This is a genomic window from Bacillus sp. ABA4_010 (assembly GCF_056159105.1).
Genome location: NZ_JBSWUN010000003.1, coordinates 2,416,400 through 2,436,076, shown reverse-complemented (window position 1 = coordinate 2,436,076; position 19,677 = coordinate 2,416,400). Strand labels below are relative to the sequence as shown.

The window sequence follows — 19,677 nt, the reverse complement described above, 5'->3', positions numbered from 1 at the left end:
CAATGTGTATGTTTACAACATCGTGAGAGGAGAACGGAAATTGAAAGAACGCGTATGGGTGTTAGTCATTATGATGCTGGCGGTTCCTCTTGCAGGCGAATTTAAATTTTTTCCATTCGAAGATGCGTTTAGGGTGAGCCTAGGGACACCTGTTTTTTTCTTGCTCCTGTTGTGGGGGAAAGGGATTCACCCAATGGCTGCAGGCTTTTTCACTGGGGCAAGTGTCTTCTTCTTTCGATTTGGGCTAGCTGTTGGAATACGAGAATTAGCTATAGCTGATGCTTTGTATTTTCATTTTCCGGCTTTTTTCTATTACCTTGCATACGCTTTTGCCTTCCATTGGACGAAGCTCAATGAACGTCATAACAAGCCGATGCTCATTGGCTTGCTTGGAGTTGTTGTTGAATTTTGTGCGAGCATATCGGAAATGGCTATTCGTTCGTCTTTAACTGCTCAAACGATTTCACTTATGGAGATGGAACAACTTGTTTTAATCGCATTTATCCGAAGTTTTTTTGTTCTTGGTTTCTTTAATATCTTTAAATTAAGAGAGGTGAAACTTGAGGAAGAAAAGCAACGAAGGCAAAAAGAAGAAATGTTGTTGTTTATTTCTAATTTATATGAGGAGTCTGTTCAGCTCAAAAAAACGATGCAATATGCGGAAGATATCACACGAATGTGCTATGATTTTTATCGGAAATTGAAATTGGTAGAAGTGGCAAAAGATGAAGCACAGACGGCACTGCAAATTGCCGGCCTCATCCATGAAATTAAAAAGGATAACGAGCGTATTTATGCGGGACTTTCTAAGCTCATATCATCTGAAGATCTACAGGATTATATGAAGTTGGAACAGCTTGGAAGTATTATGTTTCGATCAAATGAGCGATATGCCGAGTTGCTTCAAAAAGAGGTTTCTTTTTCGCTTCACGTTAAGGGTGTTCATCCTCCATACCACGTATATAGTGTGCTGTCATTAATCAATAATTTATTAGCCAATGCCGTGGAAGCGATTGAGAAGGAAGGGCATGTTAGTCTGGATGTGACACGTAAAGGAGAAATAGTAGAATTTCGCGTCAGCGATAACGGCTCTGGCATCGCACCGAGATTAAAGGAAGTGATTTTTACAGAGGGCTTTACGACTAAATTTGATGAAGATGGGAATTCTTCAACTGGTATTGGTCTGTCGTATGTAAAGCAAACAGCCGAAAAATGGGGAGGGAAAGTTTGGCTGAGAGATGATTATAAAGAAACGACATTTGTATTAGAAATTCCAGTAGATTCAATCATACAAAGGGGATTAGGATGATGAATTATTTTATTGTTGACGACGATCCCGCGATTCGGGCTATGCTTACTGATCTCATTGAAGATGAGGATTTAGGAAAGGTTGTAGGTGAAGCGGAAGATGGAGTTTTTATCGATCATAATTTGCTTCTTCTTAAAAAAGCGGATGTCGTTTTAGTAGATTTACTTATGCCAATAAGGGATGGTATTGAAACCGTTCGCATGCTCGCGCCGGACTTTATAGGAAAATTTGTGATGATTTCACAAGTGGAAGCAAAATCATTAATAGGCGAGGCGTATAGCTTAGGGGTGGAGTACTATATTACAAAACCGTTGAATCGCCTTGAGATTTCAGGTGCGTTAAAAAAAGTGAATGAGCGAATATTGCTCGAACAGTCCATTCGAGGTGTTCAACAATCGTTGAGCTTATTTACGAATCGATCGATCCTTCCGTTTCAAGAAAAAAGTATCATAGAAGCAGGGCGCACTTTAATTTCCGATTTAGGAATGATTGGAGAAAGCGGAAGTGAAGACTTAATCAAAATTTTGGGCTTTCTCCAGCAGGAAAAGCAAAGATTAGGGAGTGCCTATATTTTTCCTTCTTTAAAAGAGATTTTTTGGGGGATTGCAGTAGACAAATTGGGGAAAACAGCGGATGATAGCGACATTCAGAAAGAAATGAAAGCTTCAGAGCAACGTGTACGCCGGGCTTTGTATCAAGCGCTCATCCATATCGCTTCCCTCGGCTTGACTGACTACTCGAATCCAAAATTTGAAGCATATTCCGCTACGTTTTTTGACTTTTCCGAAGTGCGTAAGAAAATGCTGGAGCTGGAGAATAAAAACAAAACAGCGAGTAATCAGAGCCGAATTAATATGAAAAAATTTATTCAGGCACTTTTTATCGAAGCAAGACAGCTAGTGGAATAAATGAGTTTAGTTGATGGCCCAAACTTGCTTTGTGTACCATGGACAACTGATCCGTACTTTAGTATCGCTCGTGACGTCCGCTTTCAAGACGCTGTCTGAAAAAGGAGGATGATTCCATTTCAGACAGCCCTATTCTTAATACAAGTAATCTAATAATCTCCGATTCGCAAGGTTTGTATCGACTGGACAAATCGAAGAATCTCTTCCATATTGCCAGAGCCAAACATTGGCTTTGCATTTTGGAGCAGCTGGCTTAAAAGCTGGAGCGCGCTGTTCTTTTGTTGTACCGGGTCTTGGCATACAGCTCCAAAGAATGGTTTGCTCGGCGACGAGTGGATTATTTTGAACGGCTTCGCAATAAGCAGCTGAAAAGGCTCCTTTGACCGGATCTTGATAGATGCCAGGTCGATACCCGCTCGGATACATCGCCTCTACCCATCCCCGAATCCATGCTTCATCTACTTCAAAGTAATCCTCAATATTTGCGAATAGCACTTTATTTTTAGGAATCCCTAGTCTTCGTGCGTGAAACAGTGTGTTGACGGCTCGAGCTCTTCCTTCGGTATAGCCTACCGCTTCCTTTAATTTGTTATAGATAGGGACGACTTTGATGTCTCGATTTCGGAGAAAGGTAATCTCTGATTTTGTCAAACCATCTGATACGTTTGAAATCTCAGTCAAATAACGCCCCCAATATTTCGGATAACCGAGCTTGTTTTTGACACAAGTAAATAACTCTTCCGTTACTTTTGCCGCCGAGTCGACACCCCATACCACTCTTACCATTTTGTCACCTCCGCGATAGTAAGTCGAACCTCCTTCATGTATATGATAGAACAGTCTGGGCTAAACCTTCTTTCATTGATATAAATCGACCTAGGACATTCGACATCACTAAAGAGTGGTCATACTAAATGTTCTAAAGCTTTGAGAGAAAACTTAAGTTGTCTGAATCAATGATGGTGGTACTTCTCGATTGAATGAAGAGGTGTCGAATTATGCAAGTAAATCTATATAAAACAATATACCTATGAAAATAGTGGTGAATGTCGAATTTTAAAGAAAAAAATCCAGTTATTTGTAGAAAAATGTAGATATTTATTCTTATTTATACTAAGATAGTCTTGTGTTTCATTTCATTATTATTTTCCGATAAAGGCAAACTTGTTGAAAAGCAAGGACGCAAAGCCACGGGTCTAAAGCGTGATGCAATGGCAGCCGGGTTACCGAAGAAGCTGGAATACATTTTGTTGAACAATGTATGAATCCACTCTTTTTCGGAGTGGTTTTTTTATGACAGCAAAACCCCGAGCTTAAAATTGGTGAACAGAAAAAGTGTTAGGCGGAAAGTAGCGATAATGAAGGGATGCCAATGCTAATCGACTCGCAGCAACGATGAATCCGAATTGAATGTACAATCAGCTAGGAAAGGAATGGTTATATGATTATCATTAATGAACAAATTATTTCACCCCTTTTAGTCGAAACGTTAAAGAAACTTGAAATTCCTGTGTTAAAAGAGGAAACAGATAAAGAGAGTTCAAGTGAATTATCCGGCTTACGCGCAGAAGATTTTTTCACTAGATGGAATGATCAACAACGTTTGCTAACGAATTCGGAGAGTTGTTTAACTTTACTTGAAGCGAATGCACCTGATAGTAAGCAATATCTGTGGTCAAAAACGTTGAAAGATAAAGGGGAACTCCGAAGTCTTCTTTCTAACATATATCCTGATTATTTTTATAAAGTGGTCGGTATTGCTGAGCTGTTTAAACTGGACACAGAACGTATTCCATTTCCAGTCGTCATCAAGCCAACGATGGGCTATTCAAGTGTCGGAGTTTACAAAATCAAAAATGCAGACGAATGGAACCAAGCTCTTGATAAACTCCATGCCGATTTTATTCTTTCTCAAAATGTTTACAATCAAAATGTCATCAATGGGAATCATATTTTAATCGAAGAATGGATTCAAGGCGACGAGTATGCAGTAGACGGTTACTTTGATCATGAAGGAAATCCAGTGATTTTGAACATGTTTAAAAGGCAATTCAAAGACGAATATGATACGTCTGACCGGATTTATTTCACCTCGAAGGAAGTAATCGAAGAGATTCATGATGATATTCTTTCATTTATGATGAAATTGAAAGAAGTTGTTCCTTTAAAAAATTATCCAGTTCATTTTGAGATCAAGAAGCATAGGAGCCGTGTTGTGCCAATTGAAGTGAACCCGTTGCGTTTTGCAGGAGCTGGAACAACGGATTTAGGTTTTTACGCGTACGGATGTAACGTATATGAACATTACTTCCTTGGAACAAGTCCTGATTGGAAAGCTGTGATGGAAGAAATGGATACAGCTGTTTACAGCTTCTGTTGTGCAGAAATTCCATCGAATGTTTCACAGTCTCTTGTCGAGAAGGTAGATCATAGCGCGTTTAAAAAAGAATTCACACATCTTTTAGAATATCGGGAAATTCATGCTCAAAATGATCGAACATTCGCGATTGTTTTCTTTAAGAGCCCTGATTTACAAGAAAACAATAAAGTGTTACAGCTAGATTTGACGCAGTTCATTCAAATGAAGCAATTAAAAACTTTTCAGGAGAAGAACCGATGAAAAAAATTCCCTTGTTACATCCTAAAACGTCGATTAAAGCACAGCTTGTTGTTAGTTTTTTAGTCCCTTTTCTTATTTTTGCACTTGTAATCGGTGGCTTCTTAGGAAATGTTATGAATTCTATTACAAATAATCATGTATTATCTCAATTTGATAATAGACTGCAAGAAAATGGAAGGACGTTAGCTGGGGGACTGGATAGTGACTTTATCGAGCAGGTAATGGAAAATCCTGAGGAATACGGTAATGACTTAAAGCAATACTTAGATACTTTCATAGAAGCACGCAAAGGTATTGAGTATGTGTATGTGTTATCACGGGTAAATGGTCAAGATGTGATAGTGGCGTTGAACGGCAGTGAAGATTTCATGGTTGAATCGCCTTTTACAGCTGATCAAAAACAGTCGTTCGAGCAAAAAAGCGAAGTGTCCAGTGATATTTATGAAGATAAGTGGGGAGTACATAAATCGTTTTTCCTCCCAATTGATAATGCCGATGCTATTATCGGAATTGATATGGATGCAACCTTCGTCATGGATTTGCAAAAGCAGATGATTTTGTATCCGTCTATTTTCCTTATTGCGGCTGTAGTACTTGGCGGTCTTTTAGCGTTTTATATTGGAAACCGTATTTCGAGTCCTATTAAGCGTTTAGCGGACTTTGCGAATAGTATTGCATCAGGAAATTTGAGTCACGAGATTAATATAAAACGTGATGATGAAATTGGATTATTAGCGGCCAGCTTCGAAGAGATGAGACAAAATCTACAGAATATCATTGAGAGCGTAAGAGAAAAATCAGAAACTATCAATGAAACGAGCGATACTCTTCTTGTGTCATTTGAAGAGTTAGAAGGAGCATCTCGTCAAATTGCGACCGGAACAAACGAAGAAGCACATGGAGCGGAAGAAAGAGCGAAGCATATCGAGTACATCTCGAATATGACTACTGAAATGTCTGCAGCTATTGAAGACATGGATCAACAAACGAAACAAATTAAAGAATTTACGCATCATACGAGTGAACTGTCTGAAAAAGGGTCTGAGCAAGTGAATATTATTTCAGACCAAATTAATAAAATTAAAAACAATGGAGCAGCGACGAAAGAAAATCTATCGGCATTAAATTATAAGTTAGAGCATATTAACAGAATCATCGATTTAATTCGGGATATTTCTGCTCAAACGAATTTATTATCATTGAACGCTTCCATTGAGGCTGCACGTGCAGGCGAAGCAGGAAAAGGATTTTCAGTTGTTGCCCAGGAAATTCAAAAGCTAGCTAATCAAACGGCTTCTTCTATTAAAGATATTTCAGATACAATCAATGAGATTAACAAACAAACGAGCAAAGTTTTAGAACTTAACGAACAAGATTTTGAAGACATTGTCAGAGGGGTAGAAATTGTAGAGGATAATGGCCGCCTTTTCAATGAAATTTTTGAGTCGGTTGAACAGCTTAAAACGAGATCTGATATCATTTTTGCAAGCTCTGGAAAAATTGCGAAAGCATCGGATACTGCTCTTTCTTCTATTCAAGAAATTGCAGCGATTACTGAGCAAAGTGTCGCGACGACCCAAGAGATTGCCGCGGCTGCTATTCAGCAAAACAACACAGTTGAAACATTGAAAGAGCAAAATAAGCAACTGAGAGATGTAGCGAACGTTCTTCAAGATACCGTTGGGAAATTTAAATAAACCAATAATTCCTAACGAACAAAAAAGAGCAGGGCTGTCGGGACATCATCTCGTCCTTAACAGTCTTGCTCCAATGAAACCCGTCAATTATCCTGCAAAATCAAGGATAAATTGACGGGCTTTTTGTTGAATAGATATGTTGAATCATATGCACTGCTGAAGGCGGTTATAGCTGGTAGACAGCTCGGATATACTCAATCTCACGGGCAATTCCTTCTCGTAAGGTGACATGTGGGTTGTAATGGAGCAATGAGGTGGCTTTCGAAATGTCGGCCCACGTATGCTTTGGTTCTCCGCTAACTTTTGGTGAGTAGTGAACATCGGCCTTTTTACCAGTTAATTCCTCGATGATGGCAATCACTTCTTGCACAGATGCCCTCTCTTTTCCTCCAATATTAATAGTTTCTCCTATTATGTTTTTAGCGGAAAGAACAGAAGCAGTCCCTGCCACACAATCGCTAACATAAGTGAAATCCCGTGATTGCAATCCATCACCATAAACCGTTAAGTGCTGTCCCGTTAAGATTTGATTAATAAAGCGATGAAAAGCCATATCCGGACGCTGTCTCGGACCATAGACCGTAAAGAAGCGGACAATGACGAGCGGGAGTCCGTAGCTATTATGATAAACTTGGCATAAATGCTCTCCTGTTAATTTTGTAATGCCATAAGGAGAAAGGGGAGATGGGCATGATTCTTCTGTAACTTTGCCGCTTTTTTCTCCATATACAGAAGAGGTAGAAGCATAAATGAATTTTTTTAATGGCTCACTTTTAGCAGCTTCTAACAATCGCTGTGTCGCAACAATGTTGTGTGTAACATATGGATCAAAGTCTTTTCCCCAGCTGGACCGAACACCAGGCATGCCTGCCAAATGGTAAACAGCATCTACCCCTTTTAATAAATTGTGTAAATCAATTGTAAGCAAATCTTGTTGAATGAGTTGAAAACGCGGGTGGTGAAGAAGAAGCGAGAGGTTTGGTTGTTTTAAGTCAATTGAAGTGGGTCCTGTAAACGTATCAATCCCAATTATGTTGTTTTTTTCATCTTCGAGCAGCTTCTCACATAAATGCGAACCGATAAAACCTGCAGCGCCAGTTACAACAATGTTCATAGCTGACCCACTCCGATATATGTGAAGCCGTGCTCTCTTACCGTTTCAGGGCTCAGGCAATTTCTAGCATCCATGATGACAGCACCGTTCATCTTCTTTTTCAGATTCGCAAAATCTACATTCATAAATTCGGGCCAGTCTGTGGCAATAATAACGCAGTCAGCGTTTGTTACGGCTAGTTCTAGGGAGGCATGCTGAGTAATGCTTTCTTTTAAAGAGTCCGGCAACATTGCTTTTGGATCGTACGTATGAATATGACATCCAAGTTTTACGAGTTTTTCCATTAATCGAAGGGCAGGAGAATATCGTGTATCGTCCGTTTTTGGTTTGAAGGCAATGCCTAAAACGGTAATCGTTTTTCCGTTTAGCTGTTCGAAAGCCGCTTTTAGCTTTTTGATATATACATCTACTTGTGTCCGGTTTACGGTTTGAACCGCTTGTAAAATAAGTGGAGTGACTTGTTTAGAGAGGGCGCTATGTTCAAGTGAATGAACATCTTTTGGAAAGCAAGACCCGCCGTAGCCGATGCCTGACTGAAGAAAATGTGGACCAATTCGAGGGTCCGTGCTGATGCCTTTCACAACGTCATTGATATTTACGCCATATTGGTCGCAAATTCTAGCAATCTCATTAATAAACGAAATTTTCGTTGCAAGAAAAGCATTAGATGTATATTTAATCATTTCAGCACCACTTAAGCTTGTTACGATGTAGGGAGCCTCCAATCCTTTATACATTTCCTTTAAGACAGGGAGTGAAGTATTGTCCTCTTTCCGAATTCCAACCACAATTTTATCAGGGTGTTCCATGTCATAGATGGCGGTTCCTTCTTTTAAAAATTCAGGATTTGACACAATGTCGAATAGATGAGAGGGAACACCTTTAGCAATGAGTGTATTGTAAATCCATTCATTCGTACCAGGTGGCACTGTACTTTTCGTAATAATGGTTTTATAAGCGGATAGAGACCCAGCAATCTCATTAATTACGGAAGTGACATAGGTTAAGTCTGTTTTTCCGTCAGGAAGAGAAGGGGTGCCTACGGCAATGAGTAGAACAGAAGCCTTCTCTATACTTTTTTGTAAGGACGTCGTAAAGGTGAGGCGTTCTCTATTTTCCTCAAATAATTCTTTTAATCCCGGTTCATAAATGGGGATATCTCCTTGTTGCAGCATATCAATACGTTGGAGGTTCTTATCTACGCAGCAGACCGAGTGCCCAAGGTTGGCTAAAACGGCAGCGGTGGTTAACCCAACATATCCTGACCCAATAATACAAATCTCCATCTTTGCTTTACTCCTTTCTAAGACGAACTCTGTACACGTTATATCGTATTAACGTACAAGCGTCTCTTGTGATAATTAAGATTAACAATTCCTTAAAAAATGTGCAGGTTCCCTGCGCTTTTTTAGCACAGGACAACTTTCTCCTGTTATGAACAAGAATACGATGTATATATCCATCTAGAAACTGTAGTTAATCAGCCATCGTGCCGAACAATGGAACCTTTTAAAGATGAATTTAAGATATTTATAGAATATCGGCCGATCGTTTTGAGGAACTCAATGGAACTCGTATAAAGGCTAGCGATGCCTGGAGTGGATAAACGGAAGAAGGGAAGAGAAAACATTGATCAAAAAAGCCATCATACCAGCTGCCGGCTTTGGTACAAGAAGTCTTCCGATTACAAAAGTCATTCCAAAAGAAATGTTTCCGATCGGAGTGAAGCCAGCCATTGAATATGTAGTGGGGGAAGCGGTTGCAGCGGGGATTGAACAAGTATTAATTATTGTCTCGCGTTCAAAAAATTTAATCGTGGATTACTTCGATCATTCTTTTGAATTGGAGGCATTTTTAGAGAAAAAAAATAAACAAGATTTGCTAGAAAAGCTGACCGTTCCTGATGTTCAAATTTTGTATACACGTCAGCCATACGCAAAAGGACTTGGAGATGCGATTCGACTCGGTAAAGGGTTCGTAGGAAATGATCCGTTTGCGGTGCTGCTTCCAGATGACATCATTCTCGATTCGGAAGGAAGTGGACTAAAGCAACTTCTTGATGCTTATGAGCAGCAGCAAAGCAGTATTATCGGTCTTGCAGAAGTGGAGCAGGAGCAATTGAAGCAATATGGTGTTGTGAAAGGGAAAAAAGCGGCAAACGACTTGTATGAACTGTTAGATATTGTTGAGAAACCACAGAAAAATCCGCCGTCCAACTTGGCGGTCATTGGCCGATATGTGTTTACACCTGAAATAATGTCTTACTTAGACAAACAGAGTCCCGGATTGGGCGGTGAGGTCCAATTAACCGATGCGATTAAAGAAATGTTAACTAAGGACAAGTGTTATGGGACTGTAATAGGTGGGGAGAGATACGACATTGGAGTAACGTCGGATTATATTAGGCTCATTAATACCATCTATCAGCTAGAAAAATCCTCGCAGTAAGATCGGCAAGAAGGATAAATTAACAGGAGGGGCAGTATGGATAACAAAATGATTGAACCGTGGATAGTCGATGAGCTTGTTCATGATGAATTTTATGTGCCGGACTATATTGAGCAGATGGGGCAAGAAGTTCTTCGCCATTACGACTTTTCCGTCAGCGATATGCAAGTAGTCACGACCAAATCAGATAAGGGCGGAGCAATTTGGAAGCTTGAAACAAGTGCAGGGCCAAAAAGCTTGAAGCTCCTCCACCGAAGACCTACAAGAAGTTTATTCAGCTTAGGCGCACAAGAATATTTAGTAGATGTCCAGAAGGCAAGAGTCCCGCCAATTGTGAAAACAAAAGATGGAATCAATTATGTGGAAGCAGGAGGGAAGCTATGGTTTGTTGCGGAATGGATTGAATCGCTCGCTCCGGTTTCAAAAGATTTGGAAGGAGCGAAACACCTTTGTCATGCGCTTGGTGAGTTTCATCATCTAACAAAGGGATACGTGCCTCCACAGCAAGCTGAAAATGCCTCAAGGCTGTATAAATGGTTAAAAAGCTATGAAAAAATTATTTATAAAATGGATTGGTTTCGAACGATTGCCAAGGCGTACGATGAAATGCCAGCAAGCGCTTCTGTATTAAACGTAGTGGACCAGTTTGAGGAGCAGGCGAGAAAAAGTTTAGAAAGGCTACAGCAATCGAGCTATTTAGAACTAACGAAGCATGGCAATCCATATTGGGGGCTCGTTCACCAAGATTACGGATGGTCCAACGGTCAAATGGGATCAAATGGAATGTGGATTATTGATTTAGACGGAGTGGCTTACGATCTCCCAATCCGTGATTTAAGAAAATTAATTACAGGGACAATGGCTGACTTATTTCATTGGGATGTGACGTGGATTCGTGAAATGATTAACGCTTATCATGAAGCTAATCCAATTACACCAGAGCTGTATGATATTTTAATGATTGATTTATCGCTGCCAAACGAGTTTTATAAAAATGTAAAAGAAATGGTATATGAGCCAGAAGTGTTTTTAAACGACGAAACAGCGCAAATGATTCAAATTATTGTAGACACCGATCAGTCCAAATGGCCTGCGTTAGAGGAAATTGCAAATGATTGGAAAGGGAGGGAATAAAAATGAAAATCTTAATGATTTGTACGGAGAAACTTCCTGTGCCTCCGGTATTAGGGGGAGCAATTCAAACGTATATATCCGGGGCTCTTCCGTACTTAGGTCGTCATCACGATATTACAATTTTAGGAACAGATGATCCATCACTGCCTAATGAGGAGACGATTGAAGGCATCCATTATATACGCGTCCCGGGGAAAATCTTTGAGATTTATCGCGAAGGGGTCGTTAACTATATTCAATCCAATCAATTTGATCTTATCCACATTTTTAACCGTCCACGACTCGTGAATCCTGTACGTCAGGCAGCTCCTCAGTCTAAAATTACATTAAGTATGCATAATGACATGTTCAATCCGGAGAAAATCAACCCGGAAGAAGCGGCACGTGCGGTGGATGAGGTTTCAAATATCGTTACCGTCAGTGACTACATTGGCAATGTTATAAAAGGTTTATATCCCCAAGCTTCCTCGAAAGTAAGAACCATTTATTCCGGAGTCGATATCGATCGATTTTTACCTGGAAATCACTCCAGCATGAAACGAACAAGAAATACGATTCGACAGGAGCATGGATTAGAGAATAACACGGTCATTTTATTTGCGGGAAGGCTTTCGCATAATAAAGGTGTCGATAAATTAGTCAGAGCGATTCCCGAGCTTTCCAAGAAATTTAAAGACATTGCACTTGTCATCATGGGAAGTAAGTGGTTTAGTCAAGAAGATACAACAGATTATATTGCCTACGTGAGGGCCTTATCAAAAAAACTGACGGTTCCGGTTGTCGCAACAGGATTTGTATCGCCAGATAAAATTCACAATTGGTTTGCGGCTGCAGATTTGTTCGTATGTACGTCACAATGGCAAGAGCCGTTAGCACGGGTGCATTATGAAGCGATGGCAGCAGGCCTTCCAATTGTCACGACAGCAAGAGGTGGAAATCCAGAAGTTATCCTTCCAAGAGAAAACGGTCTCGTTGTAGAAAGACCAGAAGATCCGAATGGGTTTGTTGAAAATATCTCTGAAATTCTTTCGAATCCTTCTTTGATGAGAAAGATGGGGCAAAAAGGAAGGGAACTCGCGGAGTCTTTATATACATGGGATCGGGTAGCTGCTGAGTTGCTGGAAGTTTGGGAGCAATCGATGAATATGCCGTCTGTTTCTTTAGCATCGCAGACTGCTGAAAGTGTAGTACAACAGGAAGTAGAAGCGGTGAAGGAGCCTGTAGGGACAGAGGAACAAGTAGTCTCACTGGAAAGTACGGGATTGGCAGAAAAAACAAAAGAAAAAAAGAAAGAAAAAGCGCAAGACGAAATGCAAGCTGATGTTGTAGAAGTAGAGGAAGTTGAAGTAGTGGAAGAGATGGAAAATGATGTTGTGTTGGACGATTCCGAGGAGCATGAATTACTGGAAGAAAGTGAGCAACCACAGATAGACGAAAGAAGAAAAAAACGAAGAAGACGGAGAAGAAGAGCGGTCATCGGAAACAACTCCAACATTCATAGCACATCCTATCGTTCTATTTACTAATCAGTAGGGGTTCACGAGCAAGATGAACTATGAACAGAATAAATCACAAACACTGACTACAGAATGCTTTTGTAGTCAGTATTTGTGATGGAAACGATCAAAGAACGTTGACACAGATACAACTGTGATATAGAGACAGACTGAATCGAAACAGGCTCGTTCGATATGTCCTTCTTGTTAAAAAAGATTGAAACAAAAGGGATATGAGAGTTAACATGATAAAGTGGGAATAATGAAGCGGCTGGCAAAAAGGGCGTAACCTATTTGCCAGCCGCTTAAACGAAATGTTTGAGTAATATACAACATCCCCATTTTTTAAAAGGTACATAGAGTAAATCGTTTAGGGGGAGAAAGAGATGACATTGCAAAATATAAACAAGGCTCTCGAAAAAAGCATGCCATTCATCACGCCGATAAGTGTCGTCTTGGGGGTTATTTTTGCTGGCACGATTGAATCGTATGCGTTTTTAGTGCCATGGATTTTTGCATTTATGACATTTACGGGGAGTTTAAGTTCCAATTTTAAGGCATTGGGTCGCGTATTGCTCCACCCGTTTCCAGTAGTGCTGGCGTTGCTTGTTTTGCACATCTTAATGCCAATTTGGGCGTGGGGGATTGGGTATGCAGCATTCAACGGGGATGAGCTGACAATGACCGGCTTAATTTTAGCAGCAGTAATTCCAACAGGTATTACGAGCTTTATATGGGTTTCTATTCATAAAGGGAACATTCCATTGGCGTTGTCGATCATTTTAATTGACACGTTTCTTTCTCCGTTCATTGTCCCATATGCGCTGTCATTAGCAGCGGGAGAGTCGGTACAAATGGACATATGGGCCATTATGAGAGGGCTCGTGTTTATGATTGTTTTACCTTCTTTAGTGGGGATGATGTTGAATCAGATGACATCAGGAAAAGTTAAAAGCACGGCAGGGATATGGCTTTCTCCGCTGTCAAAAGTCGGTTTGGCAGCTGTTGTGATGCTTAACAGCTCTGTGGTAGCTCCCTATTTAAGAGAAGTGGATCAAAAGCTCGTTTCAATCGCTATTGTTGTGTTATTTATTTCATCTTCCGGCTATTTGTTTTCATGGCTCATTAGCAAGTGGCTAAAACGTGAGACAGATGAAATTATTACTTTAACCTTTACAGGTGGGATGAGGAATATTAGTGCCGGTGCTGTCGTCGCCGTTGCCTATTTTCCTCCGCCGGTTGCGGTTCCTGTAGTCCTTGGTATTCTGTTCCAGCAACTGCTGGCTTCTTTTTATGGGCATATGCTGCATCGTGCTTACGACAGACCTGCCGCTCAGTCTGTTGATGTATAGCGGAAAGTTTCCAATAGTAGACATATTGTTCGTATGAAGAGAATAGTGGTTCAAGCACCTTACATCCATCGAAGTGTGATGGTTAGATGACAGCATTCGGTTCCGCCCGCTTTAGAAGATAGTTTTAGTTGGATGCCGTCAGGATTAAAGGATGTGTTCACCGTAGATTGAATACCAGTTGATTTAATCAATTCATCGACTGCTTTTGAATTGGATTGCTGTGCGGCCTTCATAATCTTGGAGTCAAACTCTTTTGATTCGGCCAACTTGTTTAGCAAAATACTTGCATCTTTCATGAGCGTTTGCATGGCGATGGCAGATTGGTTAAATAAAGTCGGATCTACATCTGGATAAGGTCTCACATCTATGGACATAGTCGTGTAAGATAAAGGATGAACAGGTGAATATACGCGGACTGGTTGATGAATAGACACCGGCTCATAATATAGCCAGGAGGCCCCATGAGGATATACATATATATACGGATTCATAAACATCGTAGACTTGCTCCTTCCCTTGATAAAGTTCTTTACACTATACGGAAAAAAGCTTGGCGCTGTGCAGAGTTCGTATGTAGATGGGAAGGGTAAACACGTAAAGAAAAATATTTTTATTGAACATCCCAATTAAATGTGTTAAAAATAATGAAGAGGTTGTCTGAAAAGGAGAAAATTCCCTCTTTTCAAATAACCGTAACAAAATAAATCTACCAAATACATTAATACAGAGATTTTGGTAAACAGTCTGTTTTTATGTAATGGTACACACATTCACCTAATTAAATAGTAATCACCACTAGGGGTGCTTAGAAAAGCTGAGAGAGGCGAATATGCCTTAACCCTTACCACCTGAACTAGGTAATACTAGCGTAGGGAAGCGGTGTTGTAATCCGTTGTATCGCCATCATCGTGTCATGGGTGGATAAATGGAATAATCTACGTTTACAACCGCTTCTTTCTCAAATAGAAGCGGTTTTTTATTTGTTCAAAAGGAGGGATGAACATGGAGAACATCTTGCAACCATTAATTGATCAAGTGGAGGAGCGTCAAGAAGAGCTCATTGATTTGTTGAAAACACTCATTTCGTTTCAAACACCTGCTCCGCCAGCCCGTAATACGGCAGAGGCCCAATCATATGTTGCTTCTTTTTTGAGTAAGCTTGGTTTCGAGATTGATCAATGGGATGTTTATCGAAACGACCCGAATGTAGTAGGTGTATTAAAGGGAGTGAAGCCAGAGAATTATAAAAGTTTAATTGTGAATGGCCATATCGATGTTGCAGAAGTGAGTGAAGAGGAAGAATGGGAAGCGGACCCTTTCATTCCCATTGTAAAGAATGGGGCAGTGATTGGACGCGGTGCAGCAGATATGAAAGGTGGCCTTGCTGGAGCATTGTTTGCGATTCAGCTTCTTCGCGAGGCAGGCATTGAGTTTCCAGGGGACTTGATTTTTCAATCCGTTATTGGCGAAGAGGTAGGAGAAGCAGGAACTCTTCAATGTTGTAAAAGGGGTTATACCGCCGATTTTGCGGTAGTCGTCGATACGAGTGATTTACATATTCAAGGGCAAGGCGGTGTCATTACGGGGTGGATTACAGTCAAAAGTCGCCAAACATTCCATGATGCGACAAGAAGAAGTATGATCCACGCTGGCGGAAATTTATTCGGGGCAAGTGCCATCGAAAAAATGATGAAAGTAATAGAAGGCTTACAGGAGCTTGAGCGTCATTGGGCAGTGACGAAAAGCTATCCGGGCTTTCTTCCAGGAACAAATACTATTAATCCTGCGGTTATTGAAGGGGGCCGGCATGCTGCATTTATTGCGGATGAGTGCCGACTATGGATCACCGTTCATTACTATCCGAACGAGTCGTACGAACAGGTGGCCAAAGAGATTGAAGAACATATCAGTCATGTCGCAAGGGCTGACATTTGGCTAAAAGAAAATCCTCCGATATTTGAATGGGGCGGAACGTCGATGATTGAAGATCGGGGCGAAATCTTTCCGGCGTTGGAAGTCGACCCAAATCATCTAGGTGTTCGCTTGCTAGCAAAGTCACATGAAGAGGTGCTGGACCAGCCTGCTGTGATGGATGTTTCACCGACTGTGACAGATGGAGGCTGGTTAGGGGAAGCGGGGATTCCGACAGCAATTTATGGTCCCGGTGATTTACATAACGCTCATGCCGTCAATGAGCAAATATCCATTGAGCAATTACTGGATTATACGAAAGTGATGCTGCGATTTATTTTCGAATGGACGCATACACAAGCAAAGTAGATGAGCAAGATGTGAGTTTTAAAATGATACTAACAATTAAAGGGGTTTGAAGGTCATGAAATTTAGTGAACGTTTACAGGAAAAACTACAGCCAATTTGGCGTCAAAATCATGCCCATCCATTTGTTCAGGAAATGGGAGCAGGAACACTTGATGAAAAGAAATTTCGCTTTTTTATGGTTCAAGATTATTTATATTTAATTGATTACGCGAAGCTATTTGCTATCGGTGCAGTTAAAGCAAGTGATGTGGAGACGATGGCGAAATTTGCGGGATTGCTCGATGCTACACTGAACGGTGAAATGGCGCTCCATCGTCAATATGCCGCGAAATTTGGCATTACGGAACGAGAGTTGGAAGAAGCGCAGCCCTCCCCGACTACGTTAGCCTATACGCATTATATGCTACATGTCAGCCAAAACGGAACGCTTGCAGAGTTGGTGGCAGCGTTACTGCCTTGCATGTGGAGCTATTGGGAAATTGGAAAAGAACTAAGTCAGCTGCCTGGAGCTCCGGATCACGAACTATATGGGGAGTGGGTGAAAATGTACAGTTCAGAAGAGTTTGGAAGCTTAACGCAATGGTGCATCAATCTTTTGGATGAATTAACAGATGGAAAACGAGAAGAGGAACTCGCTAAGTTAGAAGACATCTTTTTGAACACAACTCGTTTTGAATATATGTTTTGGGATATGTCTTACAACGAGGCGATGTGGCCGGTCCATGAGTAAGGTCGTGTTGGAGTTTAACGATGTGACTTTTCATTATAAAGAAGAAACAAAAGAGCAAATTGTTCACATGTTAGACTCCTTGAACTTCCAGATTGCTGACGGGGAATTCATTAGCATTATCGGGCCAAGCGGATCTGGGAAGAGCACTCTTTTTCGACTGATTACAGGCCTTGAGCAACCCATTTCAGGAGAAATCCGCCTGAATGGTGAGGTTTCTCATAACCGTTCTGGTCGTGTTGGTTATATGCCTCAGCAAGATCTGTTGATGCCATGGCGTACTATTATTGAAAATGCTGCCTTACCGCTCGAGTTAAAAGGGGTCAGGAAAGCTGACGCACACAGGCAAGTGCTGGAGTTGTTAGAGGAGTTTGGCTTAAAAGGGTTCGAATATCGCTATCCGACTGATTTATCAGGGGGAATGAGGCAAAGAGTGTCGTTTTTGCGAACGATTTTGAGTGGGTCGAACATTTTCTTATTAGATGAACCGTTCAGCGCGCTTGATGCGATTACGAAGTTGGCGATGCAAGAATGGCTGTTGGAGCAATGGGAAAAACGAAAAAAAACGATTTTGTTTATTACTCATGATGTCAATGAGGCATTGTTTTTGTCAGATCGCATATTCATCTTGACTAATACGCCGCTGCAAAAGCTCGAGGAGGTAAAGGTTCCTCTTAGCAGACCAAGGAAGCATCGGGATTTAAATGACCCAGTTATTCTTAAATTAAAGAATGAGTTAATTGATCAGCTGAGATGGAAGGTGAACATATGAAGCTGTGGAAAGATTACCTTTTCTCTTCCGTGCTGGTGATTGCTTTTCTAATGATGTGGGAAATAGCGGCAAGGGCGGTCAATATGACCTTTATTTTGCCTTCACCTTCAGGCATTATGGCAAAGCTTTGGGAGTTAAAAGCTGTGCTGTTGTTGGAACATCTTCCTGCAACGCTGTTAATTATTATTATGGGTCTTATGATTTCCATCCTATTAGGGGTTGGCTTAGCAATTTGGATGAATGTGAGCAAAGTGGCAGAACGGACTTTTTATCCAATCCTTATCGCTTCTCAAATGATTCCGATTATCGCGCTTGCCCCCATTTTCGTTTTATGGTTTGGGTACACCATTTGGAGCAAGGTAGTTGTGACAGTTTTAATTACCTTTTTTCCAATTACCGTCAGCACATTTGATGGATTGCGTTCAAGTAGTAAAGAACTAAAAGAACTCCTCGTTACGATGGGAGCGACGAAAAAAGATATTTTTTTCAAGTTAAATGTTCCTTCTGCTTTGCCCTATTTTTATTCAGGTTTAAAGGTAGCCGTCACGTTAAGTGTTATCGGGGCAGCTATTGGGGAATGGCTCGGGGCACAGGCGGGTCTTGGTTATTTTAGTCGCCGAATGATGACCCAATTTGATGGAGCAGGCGTATTTGCTCCAATTGTTGTGTTATCGGCGATTGGCATTCTTTTATTTTTACTTGTGACAGCGTTCGAGAAAAAATCATTGAGATGGAGGAAAACAGAATGAAAAAGTGGTTATCGTTTAGTGTAAGTTTATTGCTAATCATGTTGCTTGCTGCATGTGGCGGAAAGGAAGCGAGCAATGAAGGTACGTCTACAGAGGAAGCGCAAGAGAATGGAAAAGAACTAACAGAAGTGGACATTATGCTTGATTGGTATCCAAATGCTGTTCATAGCTTTTTGTATGCTGCACAAGAAAAAGGTTTTTTTGAAGAGGAAGGTGTAAAGGTAAACATTCAGTTTCCAGCAAATCCAACCGATCCATTAAACTTGGCAGCTGCAGGGAAGATTACATTAGGCTTTTACTACCAGCCAGATGTGGTCATGGCGCGTGCGAATGAAGATGTCCCAGTTAAATCTGTTGGAGCAATTGTTCGTTCACCTTTAAATCATGTTGTGTTTTTAAAAGACAGCCCCATTCAAACACCGAAAGACTTAGAAGGCAAAACAGTTGGCTACCCGGGAATCCCATTGAATGAATCGTTGTTAAAAACGATGGTCGAGCACGATGGAGGCAATCCAGATCAAGTGAGCATGGTTGATGTGGGATTTGAATTAGGCTCATCGATTGTAAGTGAAAAAGCAGATGCTGTCATTGGGGCGTATATTAATCATGAAGTGCCCGTGTTAAACCATAAAGGCTATGAAACGCGCTATTTTAATCCGACCGAGTACGGTGTTCCGAATTATTACGAATTAGTAGCGGTAACAAGCGATCAAACATGGGAGAAAGAACAAGAAGCGATTAAAGCGTTTTGGCGCGGTGCAGTGAAAGGGTTTGAATTTGTAGAACAGCAGCCGGATGAGGCACTTCAAATTCTGTTAAGTCATCAAGATGAGGCGAATTTCCCGCTAGTAGAAGAGGTGGAAAAGCAAAGCTTAGCTATTTTATTACCGAAAATGAAATCGGAAGAAGGGTTCGGTAGCCAAAGTGAAGCATCGTGGAAAGAGACAAGTGAATGGCTAAAAAAATCAGGATTGATTGAAAAAGAACCAGCTGCAGAGGAACTGTTTGTTCATATAACAGATTAAAGCAAACAAGCACAACAATATGAGGGGGTGTAATGGCAGTTTTGCC

17 protein-coding genes and 2 riboswitches are annotated in these 19,677 nt (G+C 40.9%); of the genes, 13 read left to right on the top strand and 4 right to left on the bottom strand.

Annotation, left to right across the window (positions count from 1 at the left end; genetic code table 11):
• Window positions 1-40: 40 nt before the first annotated feature.
• Window positions 41-1,309: a sensor histidine kinase gene (locus ACXAEO_RS13265; protein ID WP_474881747.1), complete on the top strand. Its 1,269-nt coding sequence runs from the start codon at window positions 41-43 to the stop codon at window positions 1,307-1,309.
• Window positions 1,309-2,217 carry a response regulator gene (locus ACXAEO_RS13260; protein WP_474884145.1) on the top strand — a complete coding sequence of 303 codons (909 nt, stop codon included), beginning with the start codon at window positions 1,309-1,311 and terminating at the stop codon, window positions 2,215-2,217. The genes ACXAEO_RS13265 and ACXAEO_RS13260 overlap by 1 nt, the downstream gene beginning before the upstream one ends.
• 135 nt (window positions 2,218-2,352) lie before the next feature.
• Here ACXAEO_RS13260 and ACXAEO_RS13255 read toward each other — a convergent pair whose 3' ends face one another.
• Complete coding sequence (locus ACXAEO_RS13255) at window positions 2,353-3,003, bottom strand: glycoside hydrolase domain-containing protein (protein ID WP_474881745.1); 651 nt, start codon at window positions 3,001-3,003, stop codon at window positions 2,353-2,355.
• A gap of 361 nt (window positions 3,004-3,364) precedes the next feature.
• A riboswitch (cyclic di-GMP riboswitch) is annotated at window positions 3,365-3,448 on the top strand.
• A gap of 210 nt (window positions 3,449-3,658) precedes the next feature.
• Here ACXAEO_RS13255 and ACXAEO_RS13250 point away from each other — a divergent pair.
• Both ACXAEO_RS13250 and ACXAEO_RS13245 read left to right on the top strand, forming a co-directional pair.
• Complete coding sequence (locus ACXAEO_RS13250) at window positions 3,659-4,837, top strand: ATP-grasp domain-containing protein (RefSeq protein WP_474881742.1); 1,179 nt, start codon at window positions 3,659-3,661, stop codon at window positions 4,835-4,837.
• Window positions 4,834-6,534, top strand: coding sequence for a methyl-accepting chemotaxis protein (locus ACXAEO_RS13245; protein ID WP_474881739.1), 1,701 nt, complete (start codon window positions 4,834-4,836; stop codon window positions 6,532-6,534). Before ACXAEO_RS13250 ends, ACXAEO_RS13245 begins: the two co-directional genes overlap by 4 nt.
• A gap of 166 nt (window positions 6,535-6,700) precedes the next feature.
• On the opposite strand, the gene ACXAEO_RS13240 is transcribed toward ACXAEO_RS13245, so the two are convergent.
• Together ACXAEO_RS13240 and ACXAEO_RS13235 are read right to left on the bottom strand one after the other, a co-directional pair.
• A complete protein-coding gene (locus ACXAEO_RS13240) occupies window positions 6,701-7,648 on the bottom strand; it encodes an NAD-dependent epimerase/dehydratase family protein (RefSeq protein ID WP_474881736.1) in 948 nt (315 codons plus the stop codon).
• On the bottom strand, window positions 7,645-8,934 hold the full coding sequence (locus ACXAEO_RS13235) for a UDP-glucose dehydrogenase family protein (RefSeq protein WP_474881734.1): 1,290 nt from the start codon (window positions 8,932-8,934) through the stop codon (window positions 7,645-7,647). The genes ACXAEO_RS13240 and ACXAEO_RS13235 overlap by 4 nt, the downstream gene beginning before the upstream one ends.
• A 343-nt stretch (window positions 8,935-9,277) precedes the next feature.
• On the opposite strand from ACXAEO_RS13235, the gene ACXAEO_RS13230 reads away from it, so the two are divergent.
• The 4 genes from ACXAEO_RS13230 (at window position 9,278) to ACXAEO_RS13215 (ending at window position 14,078) form a co-directional block, all read left to right on the top strand.
• Window positions 9,278-10,096 (top strand): UTP--glucose-1-phosphate uridylyltransferase, encoded by an 819-nt coding sequence (locus ACXAEO_RS13230; RefSeq protein ID WP_474881730.1) that lies wholly within the window; start codon window positions 9,278-9,280, stop codon window positions 10,094-10,096.
• A gap of 36 nt (window positions 10,097-10,132) precedes the next feature.
• Entirely contained in the window at window positions 10,133-11,230 is a 1,098-nt protein-coding gene (locus ACXAEO_RS13225) for a CotS family spore coat protein (RefSeq protein ID WP_474881727.1), read from the top strand.
• A 2-nt stretch (window positions 11,231-11,232) separates the two neighbouring features.
• Window positions 11,233-12,756, top strand: coding sequence for a glycosyltransferase family 4 protein (locus ACXAEO_RS13220; protein WP_474881725.1), 1,524 nt, complete (start codon window positions 11,233-11,235; stop codon window positions 12,754-12,756).
• Between the two features lie 356 nt (window positions 12,757-13,112).
• A complete protein-coding gene (locus ACXAEO_RS13215; RefSeq protein ID WP_474881721.1) occupies window positions 13,113-14,078 on the top strand; it encodes a bile acid:sodium symporter family protein in 966 nt (321 codons plus the stop codon).
• Between the two features lie 59 nt (window positions 14,079-14,137).
• Here ACXAEO_RS13215 and ACXAEO_RS13210 read toward each other — a convergent pair whose 3' ends face one another.
• Complete coding sequence (locus ACXAEO_RS13210; protein WP_474881719.1) at window positions 14,138-14,575, bottom strand: YuzC family spore coat inner layer protein; 438 nt, start codon at window positions 14,573-14,575, stop codon at window positions 14,138-14,140.
• Window positions 14,576-14,865: 290 nt separating this feature from the next.
• A riboswitch (TPP riboswitch) is annotated at window positions 14,866-14,970 on the top strand.
• 110 nt (window positions 14,971-15,080) lie between these two features.
• On the opposite strand from ACXAEO_RS13210, the gene ACXAEO_RS13205 reads away from it, so the two are divergent.
• The 5 genes from ACXAEO_RS13205 to ACXAEO_RS13185 are packed head-to-tail and all read left to right on the top strand — an operon-like array spanning window position 15,081 to window position 19,631.
• Window positions 15,081-16,358: an acetylornithine deacetylase gene (locus ACXAEO_RS13205; protein WP_474881717.1), complete on the top strand. Its 1,278-nt coding sequence runs from the start codon at window positions 15,081-15,083 to the stop codon at window positions 16,356-16,358.
• A gap of 55 nt (window positions 16,359-16,413) precedes the next feature.
• The gene (tenA, locus tag ACXAEO_RS13200) at window positions 16,414-17,088 is read left to right on the top strand and encodes a thiaminase II (protein ID WP_474881714.1); all 675 of its coding nucleotides are present in this window, start codon (window positions 16,414-16,416) and stop codon (window positions 17,086-17,088) included.
• On the top strand, window positions 17,081-17,857 hold the full coding sequence (locus ACXAEO_RS13195; RefSeq protein ID WP_474881712.1) for an ABC transporter ATP-binding protein: 777 nt from the start codon (window positions 17,081-17,083) through the stop codon (window positions 17,855-17,857). The genes tenA and ACXAEO_RS13195 overlap by 8 nt, the downstream gene beginning before the upstream one ends.
• The gene (locus ACXAEO_RS13190) at window positions 17,854-18,606 is read left to right on the top strand and encodes an ABC transporter permease (RefSeq protein WP_474881710.1); all 753 of its coding nucleotides are present in this window, start codon (window positions 17,854-17,856) and stop codon (window positions 18,604-18,606) included. Before ACXAEO_RS13195 ends, ACXAEO_RS13190 begins: the two co-directional genes overlap by 4 nt.
• Complete coding sequence (locus ACXAEO_RS13185) at window positions 18,603-19,631, top strand: ABC transporter substrate-binding protein (protein ID WP_474881708.1); 1,029 nt, start codon at window positions 18,603-18,605, stop codon at window positions 19,629-19,631. The genes ACXAEO_RS13190 and ACXAEO_RS13185 overlap by 4 nt, the downstream gene beginning before the upstream one ends.
• Window positions 19,632-19,677 lie beyond the last annotated feature (46 nt).